Origin of the sequence: Nocardioides terrigena (assembly GCF_003047265.1) — a bacterium.
GTDB classification, from domain to species: Bacteria; Actinomycetota; Actinomycetes; order Propionibacteriales; family Nocardioidaceae; genus Nocardioides; species Nocardioides terrigena.
Map to the genome: position 1 here is coordinate 1 of NZ_PZYY01000002.1, position 13,447 is coordinate 13,447.

The 13,447-nt window shown below is 72.6% G+C and carries 15 protein-coding genes; 7 read left to right on the forward strand and 8 right to left on the reverse strand.

Features of this window, described 5'->3' with window-relative positions:
- Positions 1-114: 114 nt before the first annotated feature.
- On the forward strand, positions 115-1,548 hold the full coding sequence (locus DAE25_RS23765) for a DUF222 domain-containing protein (protein ID WP_234410844.1): 1,434 nt from the start codon (positions 115-117) through the stop codon (positions 1,546-1,548).
- Positions 1,549-1,566: 18 nt separating this feature from the next.
- Here DAE25_RS23765 and DAE25_RS04005 read toward each other — a convergent pair whose 3' ends face one another.
- Positions 1,567-2,868 carry a glycoside hydrolase domain-containing protein gene (locus DAE25_RS04005; RefSeq protein WP_107764970.1) on the reverse strand — a complete coding sequence of 434 codons (1,302 nt, stop codon included), beginning with the start codon at positions 2,866-2,868 and terminating at the stop codon, positions 1,567-1,569.
- 72 nt (positions 2,869-2,940) lie between these two features.
- Here DAE25_RS04005 and DAE25_RS04010 point away from each other — a divergent pair, with 72 nt between their 5' ends.
- From DAE25_RS04010 to DAE25_RS04025, 4 genes are all read left to right on the forward strand, one after another.
- Complete coding sequence (locus tag DAE25_RS04010; protein WP_107764971.1) at positions 2,941-3,204, forward strand: hypothetical protein; 264 nt, start codon at positions 2,941-2,943, stop codon at positions 3,202-3,204.
- A 162-nt stretch (positions 3,205-3,366) separates the two neighbouring features.
- On the forward strand, positions 3,367-3,876 hold the full coding sequence (locus tag DAE25_RS04015; RefSeq protein WP_107764972.1) for a SigE family RNA polymerase sigma factor: 510 nt from the start codon (positions 3,367-3,369) through the stop codon (positions 3,874-3,876).
- Complete coding sequence (locus DAE25_RS04020; protein WP_107764973.1) at positions 3,873-4,721, forward strand: hypothetical protein; 849 nt, start codon at positions 3,873-3,875, stop codon at positions 4,719-4,721. The genes DAE25_RS04015 and DAE25_RS04020 overlap by 4 nt, the downstream gene beginning before the upstream one ends.
- Before the next feature lie 29 nt (positions 4,722-4,750).
- Positions 4,751-5,029 (forward strand): hypothetical protein, encoded by a 279-nt coding sequence (locus DAE25_RS04025; RefSeq protein WP_107764974.1) that lies wholly within the window; start codon positions 4,751-4,753, stop codon positions 5,027-5,029.
- Between the two features lie 6 nt (positions 5,030-5,035).
- Here DAE25_RS04025 and DAE25_RS04030 read toward each other — a convergent pair whose 3' ends face one another.
- From DAE25_RS04030 to DAE25_RS04050, 5 genes are read right to left on the reverse strand one after another with little or no spacing between them, the layout of a single operon-like run.
- A complete protein-coding gene (locus DAE25_RS04030) occupies positions 5,036-6,184 on the reverse strand; it encodes an acyl-CoA dehydrogenase family protein (protein WP_107764975.1) in 1,149 nt (382 codons plus the stop codon).
- Positions 6,177-7,115 carry an oxygenase MpaB family protein gene (locus tag DAE25_RS04035; protein WP_107764976.1) on the reverse strand — a complete coding sequence of 313 codons (939 nt, stop codon included), beginning with the start codon at positions 7,113-7,115 and terminating at the stop codon, positions 6,177-6,179. The genes DAE25_RS04030 and DAE25_RS04035 overlap by 8 nt, the downstream gene beginning before the upstream one ends.
- A complete protein-coding gene (locus DAE25_RS04040) occupies positions 7,103-8,143 on the reverse strand; it encodes an LLM class F420-dependent oxidoreductase (RefSeq protein ID WP_107764977.1) in 1,041 nt (346 codons plus the stop codon). Before DAE25_RS04040 ends, DAE25_RS04035 begins: the two co-directional genes overlap by 13 nt.
- A 47-nt stretch (positions 8,144-8,190) precedes the next feature.
- The gene (locus tag DAE25_RS04045; RefSeq protein ID WP_107764978.1) at positions 8,191-8,925 is read right to left on the reverse strand and encodes a YqjF family protein; all 735 of its coding nucleotides are present in this window, start codon (positions 8,923-8,925) and stop codon (positions 8,191-8,193) included.
- 3 nt (positions 8,926-8,928) lie between these two features.
- A complete protein-coding gene (locus tag DAE25_RS04050; protein WP_234410845.1) occupies positions 8,929-9,471 on the reverse strand; it encodes a YbaK/EbsC family protein in 543 nt (180 codons plus the stop codon).
- A gap of 77 nt (positions 9,472-9,548) precedes the next feature.
- On the opposite strand from DAE25_RS04050, the gene DAE25_RS04055 reads away from it, so the two are divergent.
- Both DAE25_RS04055 and DAE25_RS04060 read left to right on the forward strand, forming a co-directional pair.
- A complete protein-coding gene (locus DAE25_RS04055) occupies positions 9,549-10,631 on the forward strand; it encodes a glycerophosphodiester phosphodiesterase family protein (RefSeq protein WP_107764980.1) in 1,083 nt (360 codons plus the stop codon).
- A 52-nt stretch (positions 10,632-10,683) separates the two neighbouring features.
- Positions 10,684-11,772 (forward strand): glycerophosphodiester phosphodiesterase, encoded by a 1,089-nt coding sequence (locus DAE25_RS04060; RefSeq protein WP_107764981.1) that lies wholly within the window; start codon positions 10,684-10,686, stop codon positions 11,770-11,772.
- 3 nt (positions 11,773-11,775) lie between these two features.
- Here the strand turns inward: DAE25_RS04060 and DAE25_RS04065 are convergent, their stop codons facing one another.
- On the reverse strand, positions 11,776-12,126 hold the full coding sequence (locus DAE25_RS04065) for a hypothetical protein (RefSeq protein WP_107764982.1): 351 nt from the start codon (positions 12,124-12,126) through the stop codon (positions 11,776-11,778).
- 10 nt (positions 12,127-12,136) lie between these two features.
- Positions 12,137-13,351 carry a PspC domain-containing protein gene (locus DAE25_RS04070; RefSeq protein ID WP_159083562.1) on the reverse strand — a complete coding sequence of 405 codons (1,215 nt, stop codon included), beginning with the start codon at positions 13,349-13,351 and terminating at the stop codon, positions 12,137-12,139.
- Positions 13,352-13,447 lie beyond the last annotated feature (96 nt).

Below are 13,447 nucleotides of genomic sequence, written 5' to 3' on the forward strand. Positions count from 1 at the left end.
CTGCGGGCGGCCCATTCAACGGTCAGGGATCACACCGTGTCCCGGTCGGTGGTTCGGACCGCCCGCTGACCTGCTGCCAACCTAAATGTCGGTGGTCGGTGCTTGAGTGGGGTCATGCACCTGACCACCGACCTCCACGAGCTGACCGGGGCCGCGCTCCTCGATCACGCCGAGGAGGTGGCGCGCACCCAGCGCGAGTGCGAGGTCCAGGTCCTGCGGATCGCCGTGCAGCACGCGATCATCAACAACCCCGACCGCCTCGACCCCGCGCTGATCGGGTTGCCGGGCCGGGAGCGGGCCAGGAGGTTCGGCGGCGTGGGGACGCCCGAGGTCGCGGAGTTCTGCTGCGCCGAGCTGGGTGCGCGGGTGGGCATCACCTCGTGGGCGGCCTCCTCGCTGATCGCCGACGCCCTCGACCTCGTCATCCGGCTGCCCCAGCTGTGGCGGCGCGTCGAGGCCCTCGAGGTCCGGGCGTCCTACGCCCGGTTCGTCGCCCGGCGCACCCGGGACCTCACGCTCGAGCAGGCGGCGTACGTCGACTCGCGTGTCGCCGAGTCCGCCGACGGCCGCATCCCCTGGACCCGCTTCGAGGAGCTCGTCACCGGTGCGATCGCCGCCAGCGACCCGGAGGCTGCGGCCGCCCGCGAGGAGGAGCAGGCCCGCCGACAGTTCGCCGACGCGACCCGCTCCACCGAGGACGGCATGCGCGGCTTCTACGTCCGCGCACCCTTCCACGTCGTCGCCCGCCTGGACGCGATCGTGGCGCACCTCGCCCGCATCCTGGCCGACCTCGGCGACACCGACCCCGAGGGCCATCGCCGGGTCAAGGCCGTCCTCGTGCTCACCGACCCCCAGCGCGCCGTCGCACTCATGACGGCGTACTCCGCGTGGCGCGACCGGCCGGACGACCCTGACGGCCCCGCCGAGGAGCCAGTGCACGATCCCCAGCACGATGCCGAGCGCACGGGAGAGCGACCCGAGGTCGACTGGGACGCCCTCATGCCGACCGTCGCCCTCATGGTCCACGTCTACGCCGGCGACGAGGAGACCGGTGTCGCTCGCGTCGAGGGCCAGGGACCGGTCACCGAGGCCTGGCTGCGTCACCACCTCGGCCCGCACGCGAGGTTCACCGTCAGCCCGGTGATCGACCTGGCCGGCCAGGCGCCTGTGGACGCCTACGAGATCCCCGACCGACATCGGCGGGCCGTGCATCTCATGACGCCGGCCGACACCTTCCCGTGGGGATCCAGCACGTCCCGCACCCAGCAGATCGACCACACCGTGGCCTTCCGGCACGGTGCGGACAGACCGCCGGGGCAGTCGAGGGTGGGCAACTACGGCCCGATGACCCAGCACCACCACCGGATCAAGACCCACGGGGCGTGGCAGGTGCAGCAGCCGTTCGCCGGGATCTACGTCTGGCGCGACCCCCACGGTGCGATCTACCTCGTCGACCACACCGGCACGCGACGGATCGGGGCACCCGCGACGACGGCCAGTCCGGCGGAGCTCGTCGTGAGCCGCGCCCTGCTGGGCCTCGCGGCCTGAGCCGGGTCCGGGCCAGGCTCAGGTCAGGCTGTCCCACACCTCGGGGGTGACCACCCCGGTCGCCGGCAGCCCGGTCTTGCGCTGGTACGCCGCGACGGCGCGGGCGGTCCCCTTGTCGACGACGCCGTCGATGCGGACGGGCCGGCCGAGCGCCGCGGTGAGGGCGCGCTGGAGCCGGAGCACGCTCGCGCCGGTGTCGCCCACCTTGAGCAGCGGCTGTCCGCCGCGGGCGAGCAGCCCGGTCCAGGTGCTGCGGGTGAGGCGGCCGGTCTCGGGCAGGTCGAGCCTGCGCTGGGCCTTGCCGACCGCGGCGGCCGTGCGCGCGTCGTACCGGCCGGTGAGGGGAGCCGTCAGGAGACCCTGGCGGCGCAGCAGGCACTGCGCGGCGCGGACGGCGTCACCACTGCGTCCCTTGCCCAGGGTCGGGTAGCGGCGCAGGTCCACGTCCACGCCACGGCACAGCGGACGGCTGCGGGGCGCGACCGACCCACGGCCGACGTCGACCCAGTTGGCGTCGACGACCATCGGGTAGCCGCCGAACGTCTGCGTGACGTCGAGCGCGTACTGGTGGACGCGGTCGTGGTCGTCCCACTCGTCGCTCAGCACGCGCTTGTCGGTGCGCACGTCCGACCGGCCGTTGTCCCAGGCGAACCAGATGTCGTCGGGCATCGCGTACGAGCCGCGGGAGACGCGGTGCGCGTAGTCCAGGGAGGTGATCGCGGCGCCGATGTTGGAGTAGACGCCCGAGCGGTAGCCCGAGCCGCGCAGGGCCTTCGTCCACCCGGAGAGGAACGACAGCGCCGCGCGGCGGCAGTTGTCCGGGGCGATGTCGTAGTCCTCGAGGTCGTAGTACAGCGTGCTGCCCCGGCCGATGCCGAGACCGCGCGCGGTGCTCACCGCGGCCGCGGCCTCGCGCCGTCCTTCCCGGCCGGCGGCGGCCAGGTCGGACGACATGACGTCCGGATAGCCCGAGCAGCTGGCCTGCGGCCCGACCCACAGCGGCAACAGGTGCCAGCCCCGGCGCTGCTGGGTGCCGACCCAGTCCGCGTCGAGCTCGGGCTGGTCGCACAGGCGGTTGCTACCGCCGACGTAGATGCCGATGCCGGCGTACGGCGAGGACAGCCGCCACGCGTCCATCACCTCCTGCGCCGGGGTCGCGCACGTGTCGAACGCGTAGCCGGTCAGTGACCCGGGCTCGGCGCCGCCGCCTCCCGGGGCGGCGTAGGCCGGCGTCGGTAGCGTGAGGGTGGCGGCTGCGGTCGCCACCAGGGCGAGCGTGGCCAGGCAGCGTCGTGCAAGAGGAACCCCCGAGATTCGCATGGCGAGAAGGATAGGGCGCCCGGCAAGCGTCGGCGAGCCACTATCGTCTGGCCCCCAGACAGAGGAGATGACGTGTTCGGACGCCGGCAAGACCACCTGCCCCCGCTCGAGAGGGCTCTCGAGGCCGCCTCCGGGCTCAAGGCGGGGTCGTGGGAGAGCGTCGAGGCGCTGTCGATGCTGTCCGTCGAGTGCGCCGGGCGACCGGAGGCGAGGAGCCTCTACGAGTCGGCCCTCGCGGCGTCCCAGGGCCTGCAGTCGGGGTCGTGGGCCAGCGTCCGGAGCCTGGCCTGGTTGGTCCGTGCGGAGCGCGCGCTCGCGGGGGACGCTGAGGTGTAGCCACCACCCCTGATCCGGGCTCGCGCGAGATCCGACCGAACCGTCGGGCGTCCTCGAGGCGTTGAAGTGGTGGAGGGATCGTCCTCCACCAGCCGCCCGTAGCCACGCCGCCGCGGAGGGCGCATCATCGTTGTGGGACGTCTCGGTGGAAGGGATCGACCGATGACCGACGACCAGGACTTCGCCGACTTCGTCGCCGCTCGCTGGACGTCGCTCTACCGCCTCGCCTACCTGCTGGCCGCGTCGCCGACGGGCGCGGAGGACCTCCTGCAGACCACGCTGGAGAAGGCCTACGTGAACTGGGGTCGCATCAGCCGCGTGGAGCACCCCGAGGCCTACGTACGTCGGATGCTCGCCACCACCCTGGTCTCGAGCCGCCGCCGCGCCTGGACCCGCGAGAGGCCGAGCGAGCAGCTGCCGGAGACGCCCGGGGAGTCCGAGGAGCTGCAGGTGGTCGACCGCTGCCTGCTCTGGCCGCTGGTGTGTGCACTGCCGGAGAGGCAGCGGGCGGTGATCGTGCTGCGCTACTACGAGGGCCTGAGCGAGGCCCAGATAGCCGAGGTGCTCGGCTGCGCCAGGGGCACCGTGAAGTCCCAGTCGTCGGCGGCCATCGGAGCGCTGCGACGGGCGCTGGCGGCAGCAGGCGTGGGAGAGGCGGTGAGCACGTCATGAACCTCGACGAGGAGCTCCGTGGGACGCTGACCCGCGAGGCGGAGAGGCGGACCGCTCCGCCGCCCGACATCGTCGGCATAATCAGCGGCGGTCGCGTACGCCGACGTCGTCGCACCGTCGTGCGGCTCGGTGCGGTGGCCGCCGCGACCGTGCTCGTGGGCTCGGCTGCCTACGGCGTCCTGACGGTCGAGCTCTCCGCCCCCGGGACCGACCAGGGCCCTGCGAGCACGCGAGACGACTCCGCGACGCCCGACCTCCTGCCCGACAACGGAGTCCCACTCGAGTCAGGGGTCACCTACCGGCTGCCCGTCGGCACTGACGCGTCCGGCGGGGCCATCGAGGTCGACCTGGCCGTCGAGGGAATGAACTGGTCAGTCTCTGGCTTTCCGGTCGTGCACTACGCCTACGCGACCTTTGCCGGCTTCGGTGCCTACATGCCCTCCGCGCTGGCCGACGGCACGGGCTGCCTCCGCGACCGTACGACCTCGGATCTGGGCGACACGCCGCAGGACCTCGCGAAGCGGCTGACCGAGCTGCCGCGGAGCACGGTCCTCGAGTCGCCGACGGCGACGGAGGTCTTCGGCCGCGCCGCGGTCCACCTGCGGCTACGGGTCGACGTCGACTGTCCGAACTACTACCGCGTCGCCCAGACACCTCGTGGCGATCGCGGAATCACCTACTCCGGCGCAGGTCCCAATCCCGAGAGCGTCGTCATCGACTTCTGGGTCCTGGACATCGACGGGACTCCGGTCGTGGTCGACCAGTGGCGCGACAACGACGCGCCGAGGGACCTGGTGGACATGGCCAGACGGGCTCGGGAGTCCATCACCTTCGTCGTCGACTAGCAGGCCGGACGACAGGTAGCGTCGTGAGGATGCCGGACGACCACACCACCGACGACATCGTGCACGAGTCCGCCCTGCAGCTCTGGGCGGCCGCGCAGACCGACTTCGATCCCTTCGAGGTGCCACCCGAGGAGTGGGGACCGAACGTCGTCCCCGTCCGCGACGCCGACATCGCCCACGACACGCATCTCGACGTGGCGGTCGTGCGCGAGTCGATCGGGCGGCTGGAGGGCTCTCGCCTCGTCGCGGAGCGGGAGGGCTCCGACGTCGTCGTCACCCGGATCGTCCCGGACGACGTGCCGCTCTGAGCCGGCCTACAGCCCCAGCATCCTCCCGATGATCTCCTTCTGGATCTCGGTGGTCCCGCCGTAGATCGTCTGGATCCGGGAATCGGTGTAGGCCCGGGAGATCGGGTACTCGCTCATGTAGCCGTACCCGCCGTGCAGCTGCACGCCCGCGTCTACGACCCGCTTCTGCAGCTCGGTGGTCCACCACTTCGCCATCGAGGCGAGCGACGTGTCGACGGTGCCGGCGTTGAGCCGCAGCACGCAGTCGTTGACGAAGACCCGGGCGATGTGGGCCTCGGTCGCCATCTCGGCCAGCACGAACCGGTTGTGCTGGAACGACCCGATCGGCTTGCCGAACGCCTCGCGCTCCCGGGCGTAGGCCAGGCAGAGCTCCAGCACGTGCTCGATCGCGGCGACCGCGATGCAGGCGATGGAGATCCGCTCCTGGGGCAGGTTCTCCATCAACGAGACGAATCCCGACCCGGGAGCGCCGAGCAGGTTGGCCTTCGGGACGTGGACGTCGGTGAACGACAGCTCGGCGGTGTCCTGGGCGTGCAGCCCCATCTTGTCGAGGTTGCGGCCCCGCTCGAAGCCCTCCATCCCGCGCTCGACCACCAGCAGGCTGATGCCCTGGTGGCCGGCCTCGGGATCGGTGCGGCAGACGACGATGACGAGGTCGGAGAGGATCCCGTTGCTGATGAACGTCTTGGACCCGTTGAGCACGTAGTGGTCGCCGGCGTCGACCGCCGTCGTACGGATGCCCTGCAGGTCCGACCCGGCGCCCGGCTCGGTCATCGCGATGGCCGAGATCAGCTCGCCGGAGACGAGCCCGGGCAGCCAGCGCCGCTTCTGCTCCTCGGTCCCGAGGGTGGAGATGTAGGGCACGATGATGTCGGTGTGCACGGCGAAACCGGGCCCGGAGGCCCCCACCCGCGAGGCCTCCTCGGCGAGCACCATGTTGTAGCGGAAGTCCGAGATCCCGGCGCCGCCGTACTCCTCCTCGACGTCGAAGCACAGCAGCCCCGCCTCGCCCGCCTTGCGCCACACGTCGCGGTCGACGATGCCGTCGGCCTCCCACTTCGCGTGGTACGGCGCGACCTCGCGCTCCATGAACGTGCGGGCGGTGGCGCGGAAGTCCTCGTGCTCCTGCTCGAGGATCGACGGGCGCTCAGGCATGGGTGCTCCTAGGGAGGGTCGGACCGGCGTGCGAGGGGGAGTTGAGGGCGTCGAGCATGGACAGCGGGCCGAGGTCGGCGAGCCGGTGTCCACCGGGATAGGTGGTCGCGCGGTGGCGGAACTCCTCGCGCCGAGGGGGAGCGAAGCGCAGCAGGAACCCGCGTGCCCGCAGGCCGCCGCGGACCAGCCGGCCGAGCCAGGCGGGCTGCGCGGGCATCCCGAGCGCGATCCGCAGCGGCTCGTCCATGATCGCGACCGACACCCGTCGGACCAGGGGGCGCAGGGGCGCGGGAACGACGCTGCTCCCGATCTCGATCGTCGCCTCGGCGACGGCGTGGCCGGCGGGCGTAGGCGCGAAGTGCGCGCGCTCGTAGGCGACGAGCAGCTCCAGGTAGCCGTCGTACGTCGTGGGCAGGTCCTTGATGCCCATCAGCTCGCCGAAGCGCGTGGTCACCCTGGTGATCGCCACGAGCTCGTGGGGGTCGAGCGGACGCCAGCCGTAGAGCGAGATCCAGCGCACCGGGCCGACGATGGTGGTGGCCAGCACGTAGGCGAGCTCGTCGTTCGGGATGTCGTAGTGGCCGTGGATCCGGTTGAGGCGGCGCACGGCGGCGTGGCCGCGCTCGCTGTCGATCCCGTCGACCGTGGCCTCCTGGCCGATGAGGATCGTGTCGTCGTAGCGCTTCATGCCGTCGTGCTCGAACTCACCGGTCTCGTGCAGGAGCCGCGCGATCGACGGCACGCCGTAGTCGCGCATGAACGCGATCCCGGTCCCTTGGGAGTAGTCCCACGGGAACTCGCGGCGCGCGGTCAGGCCGAGGATCTCGTCGGCGTCCCGCTCGGGGTCGAGCGCGCGGATCCGTCGGAGGTTGTCGTAGCGGCGGGGATGGGCCAGCAGCCGTGGCCGGCCCCCTCGGGTCAGGAGACCCATTCCTTCACCTGCGCGATGGTGGCGGCCGGGTCGTCGGTCGCCGGCGTGAGCGAGAGGTTGGTGATGCCGGCCTCGCGGAAGGCGGCGATCCGCTCCTTCACGTACGACGCGGGGCCGACGAGGTTGGCCGCCTCCAGCCACTCGGTGGGGACCAGCGCCTCGGCCTCCTTCTTCTTGCCCGAGAGGTAGAGGTCCTGGATCTCCGCGGCCTCCTTCTCGTAGCCGTAGGAGCGGGCGACGTCGTTGTAGAAGTTCTTGCCCCGGGCGCCCATGCCCCCGACGTACAGCGCGAAGGTCGGGCGGGCGAGGTCGAGCAGCGCCTTGGTCTCCGGGCCCTCGCCGATGGCGACCATGCCGCCGGCGTTGATCTCGAGCGGGCCCAGGCCGGCCGAGCGATTGGCCTTCCCGGCCGCGAGCGCGTCGCCCCACACCTGGTGCGCCTTCTCGGGGTGGAACAGGATCGGGATCCACCCGTCGGCGATCTCGGCGGCCTGCTCGACGCTCTTGGGGCCGAGGCCGGCGATGTAGATCGGGATCGAGTCCCGCTCGGGGCGGGTGAGGATCTTGAGCGCCTTGCCGAGGCCGGTGACCGCGCCGTCCTCCTTGGTGAGCGGCAGCTTGATGATGCCGTCGTTGGTCAGCGGCTCCCGCTTGAGCCCGCGGCGCACGATGTCGATCACCTCGGCGGTGCGGCCCAGCGGCTTGGAGTAGGGGACCCCGTGGAAGCCCTCGATGACCTGGGGGCCGCTCGCGCCGAGGCCGAGGATCGCGCGGCCGCCGGAGACGTTGTCGAGACCGGCCGCGGTCTGCAGCAGCGCTCCGGGGGTGCGCGAGTAGATGTTGAGGATCGCCGAGCCGATCTCGATCGTCTCGGTCTTGGCCGCGAGGTAGCCCATCAGCGTGGGGGAGTCGAAGCCGTAGGCCTCCGCCACCCAGACGGTGTCGAGGCCCGCCTTCTCGAGGGCGCTGACCTGGTCGGCGGCCTCGCGCGGGTTCCCGGCGTACATGAGCGGCATGGAGAGCTTCATGGGGCCAACTGTGACACCGTTACTGTCACGATCGCAAGGACCGTCGCTCAGCGGCGCAGCCGGGGACCGAAGACCACGTCGACCCCGGGCGAGAACATCACGTGGTCCGGCGCCCGGGCGGCCAGGTCGCCGAAGCCCGCCGCGGCGAGGAGCCCGTCGTCGAGCTCGTCGACGGTGGCGTGGTGCAGCGGCCAGGTCGGGTGCTCGTTGGGCCAGAAGCGGGTGCGTCCGCCCCGGTCGACCAGGTGCAGACCCCACCGGGCCGTGAGGAAGTGCTCCAGCTCGCCGGCCTCGAGGCGCGCGCCGACGCTCACCGCGATCCGGGACCGGGCACCGCGCGGTCCGGGCCACCGCCGCCGGCACGTGTAGGTCACCTGCGTCCCCGATCGCCGACGACGCATCCGCGACCACAGGTAGGGCAGCCGGGGACCCCAGCGGGCGGCGAGCACGGGCGCGAGCCGCGAGGCGTCCAGGCTGACGAACACCACGCCCCGGCGCCCCTGCTCGTCGACCGAGTAGAGCCGCACGTTGGTCTCGTGGAACGACCCGACGTACGGGAGCCCGGGGCCGCCGAGGAGCCCGATGCCCTGCATCCAGAAGGGGATCAGTCCGACGTACGTCGCCCCGTCCAGCGTGTCGGGGCGCGTCCCGGGCGGCAGGTACGGCTGCACCCGCTCCGGCGGGACCGCCCAGTGCAGGAACGCCAGCTCCGACCAGCGCTGGGTGAAGACCGTGCGCCCGGCGGCGCGGGGCGCGAGCGGGGTGATCGGCTCGGGCTCCACGCGTCACGTCCCCAGGGCGGGCACGACCTCGGCGCCCGGGAGGTCGGCCAGGGTGCTGCCGGGCAGCAGCAGCTTGGAGCGTCGTACGCCGGCGCCCAGGATCACCACCGGCTCGCCCAGCAGCCGCTCGTCGACGAGCAGCCGCCAGCCCGCCGGCAGCCCGACGGGGGTGATCCCGCCGTGCTCCATGCCAGACTCCTCGACGGCCCGGTCCATCGCCAGGAAGGTGGCCTTGCGGACGTCGAGCAGGCGCCGGACCAGGGTGTTGACGTCGGCCCGGGTGTCGGCGCGGACCACGCAGGCGGCGGTGCGCTCCTCACCGGAGCGGCGGCCGGTGACGACCACGCAGTTGCCCGACGCGGCGAGCGGCAGGTCGTACTCGGCCGTCATCGCGGCGGTGTCGGCGAGGTCGGGATCGATCTCGACCACCGCCGCCCGGTCCGCCGCCGGCCACGAGGCCAGCGCCGCGGCCACCGGAGGGGCGACCAGGTCGAGGTGGTCGAGGACGGGCAGGGACTCGAGTCGCGGAAAGCTCGGCAGCGTCACCCGACCATCATGTGCCATTCACCCTGACGTCGTGCGGGCGTCCCGCCGTCGCCTCGTGCGGACCCGACCGTGGTCCCATGACCGTGCTCGGCACGACCGGACCGCTCCTCGACCGGACCTCCAGTCTCGTCCTGACCCCGGCGGTCGTGGCCCACCGCGGGGCCAGCGGGCACCGCCCCGAGCACACCCTGGACGCCTACCGCACCGCCATCCGGATGGGCGTCGACGACATCGAGCTCGACCTCGTCATCACCCGCGACGGCGTGCTCGTCGCCCGCCACGAGTCCGAGATCAGCCGCACCACCGACGTCGCCGACCACCCCGAGCTCGCGCACCTGCGCACCACCCGCACCATCGACGGCACCGAGCTGACCGGCTGGTTCGTCGAGGACATGACCCTCGCCCAGCTCAAGACCCTCGCGACGCGCGAGCGGATGCCGCGCCTGCGCCCGGACAACACGGCGTACGACGGGCGCGAGGGCGTGCCGACCTTCACCGAGGTGCTCGCCATGGTCGGCGCCGAGTCCGTCCGACGCGGGCGCACCGTGGGCGTGATGGTCGAGCTCAAGCACGCGGCGTACTTCGACGCGATCGGGCTGCCGCTGGACCGCCCGCTGCTCGCCGACCTGGCCCGGCACGGCCTCGACCACCCCTGGGCGCGCGTCACGCTGATGTCCTTCGAGACGACCGTCCTCCGGCGGCTGGCCGGTCGCACCCGGCTGCCCGTCGTCCAGCTCCTCGACGTGGCGCACCGCCGGCCCGCCGACCTGGCCGCGCTCGGCGACCCCACGACGTACGGCGACCTGGTCACCCGCGAGGGGCTCGCGTGGATCGACGACTACGCCGACGGGATCGGCCCGCACAAGGCGCTGGTACTGCCACGCGACACCGACGGTGCGGTGGGTGAGCCGTCCCGCCTGGTCCGCGACGCCCACCGGGCCTGGCTGACCGTGCACGTCTGGACGGTGCGCGCCGAGAACCGGTTCCTGCCCACCAACCTGCGTCGCGGCAGCGCCCTCGACGCCCCCGGCGACATGGCCGGCGAGGTGCGCGCGCTCCTCGACGCCGGGGTGGACGGGGTCATCACCGACCACCCCGAGATCGCGCTCCGGACGGCCCGCGAGGTCCTCGCGCCGGATGTCGTCGGACGCGTCACCTGACGTTCACCCCGCGCTCGCGGCCCAGCCGCCCGCGCTCGTTTGGCTCCGGGGCATGACCTCTCGGAAGACCAGCCTCGCCGCCGCCGTCGCCCTGACCGCCGCCGCGACCACCCTCCTCGTCCCGACCGCCGCGCAGGCGGGACCCAGCACCGACCTGTCGGCCGACCCGGTGGTGATCGGCCACCGCGGCGCCTCGGGCTACCGCCCCGAGCACACGATCGCGGCGTACGAGCTCGCGATCCGCCAGGGCGCCGACTACATCGAGCCCGACCTCGTCTCGACCAGGGACGGCGTCCTCGTCGCCCGCCACGAGAACGAGATCAGCGGCACCACCGACGTCGCCGACCACCCCGAGTTCGCCGACCGGCGCACCACCAAGACCATCGACGACCGCCCGGTGACCGGGTGGTTCACCGAGGACTTCACCTACAAGGAGCTCCGCACGCTGCGGGCCGTCGAGCGGCTGCCCGGCGTGCGCCCGGACAACACGGCGTACGACGGCGACTTCCGCGTCCCGACCCTGGACGAGGTGCTCAAGCTGGCCCGGCGCGAGGGCGTCGGCGTCTACCCGGAGACCAAGCACCCGACGTACTTCGACTCCATCGGGCTGTCCCTCGAGGAGCCGCTCGTGGCCGCGCTCGAGAAGCGGAGGATGGACGACGCCGACGACGAGGTCGTCATCCAGTCCTTCGAGGTCTCCAACCTGCGCGACCTCGACGCGATGGTCGACGTGGACCTCGCCCAGCTCGTGGACGGCGCGGGCGGTCCCTTCGACCTGCCCGGCACGACGTACGCCTCGATGGTGACGGCCGCCGGCCTGCGGACGATCGCGACGTACGCCGACGGCCTGGGCGCCGCGAAGAACTGGGTGCTGCCGCGCGACGCGTCCGGTGCCACGGGTGCCCCGTCTGCGGTGGTGGACGACGCCCACGCGGCGGGCCTGGTCGTGCACGTGTGGACGCTGCGCCGGGAGAACCAGTTCATGGCGACCAACTTCCGGGTCGGGACCGACCCGAACGCGCCCGGTGACATGTACGCCGAGTCGCTGGCGTTCCTCGACGCCGGGGTCGACGGACTCTTCTCCGACAACCCCGACATCGCGGCGCAGGCCCTGGCCGACTGGCTCGCCGACCAGGACTGAGCGCTAGTAGGTCCCGGTGTCCCCGCGGCGGCGGCCGGTCAGCACGACGGCCAGCAACCCGGCCACGCCGGCCGCCAGCCAGGGGAGCGGCATCAGCCAGCGCAGGTCGTCCGAGCCGATCGTGCCGGACTCGAAGAGCGCCCAGATGGCGGTGAGGCCGAGGAAGGCCACGCCCATCACCAGGTGCCCGACGTTGACGGGGTGACGTCCGGAGGTGTCGCGGACCGCCTCGGGGACGAGCGCCGCGGTCTGCGAGCGCTCGTGGTCGCGCAGGTCCTCCTCGAGGCCCTGGCTGGTGTTCTGGTGGATGTCGCTGCGGTCGCGGGGACCGTCGTAGCTCTCGTCGTTGCTCATCGTCTCGTCCTCACTGCTCGCGCACGGTGACCTGGCCGATGCCCAGGTCCACCTCGATGGTCATGTCGGGGACCTCGTCGCCCCCGTCGACGAAGCCGTCCTGCTGGACGTCGAAGCCGCCGCTCTCCTGCTCGAAGACCTCGACGTTGCCGACGCCGGCCGAGGCGTCGACCGAGACGTCCATGCCCCGGGGGACGACGACCTCGACGGTGCCCACACCGGCGTCGACGGTGATGTCGCGGCCGTCGAGGCCGTCGACGTCGGTGATGCCGGACAGGTCGAGCGTCATCTCACCGGTGCCGAGGTCGTAGCTGTCGCGCACCTCGCCCACGGAGGTGGGGGCGTAGGCGAGCCGGGTGCCCTCCAGGTCCTCGGACGCCGTGCCGGCGACCGTGGCGATCGCGGCGATCAGGCCCACCAGGATGAGCCCGCCGGCCCGGCCCCAGAAGGCGCCGAGGACCAGCATCACGCCGGTGACGGCCATGGCGAGGGCGGCGTAGCCGGCGTCGGGGACGTCGGTGCCGGCGGCGTCGATGACGCCCAGGGTCCCGATCCCGATCGCGATGAGCGCCAGCGTCGACCAGAAGAGGAGGGGACCGCGCTTGCGGGGGTTGCGGGGGCGCACGTAGGCGGCCGGGTCGTAGGTGGGGCCGGTGTACGCCGGTCCCGCGTAGGTGGGTCCCGCCTGCTCGAAGCCGTCGTACGTCGAGCCGGTGAGGCTCGACCCGTAGCCCGACGTGGGCGGGACCGCGTGCTGCTGGTTGCGGTTGAGGAACCACAGCACCACGAGCGCCACGATGACGACCGGCCAGGGGAACCAGAAGGCTCCGGCCCAGTCGCCGAGCGCGGCCAGTCCGGCCAGCACGCCCGCCCCGATCAGGGCGATCCGGCGGCTGCGCTCGTCGAGGCCGAGCGGTTGGTCGGCGGTGCCCTCCTCGGGCACCAGCAACCAGCCGGCGGCGTACAGCAGGAGGCCCGAGCCGCCGAAGAAGACCAGCACCACCAGCGCGACGCGCACGATGATCGGGTCGACGTCGAGGTGGCGGGCCAGACCGCCGGCGACGCCGGCGACGCGGCGGTCGGTGACCGAGCGGCGCAGCCGCCCGAGGTCGCGCATCTGCTCGCTGGAGACGCGGGGACCCTCGGTGGTCGGCGGGGTGACCGGCGCCGGGGGGTCGGTGGCCGGCGGCTCCGGCTGGTCGGGAGGGGGTGTGGTCGTGTCCATGGCTCCAGCGTGGGCTCTGCGTCGTCGTCGGACCATCGGTGACGACCCTGAAAGGTGCCGGTGCCCACGGGGCCGGACCTCAGGGTCGAGTCGGGG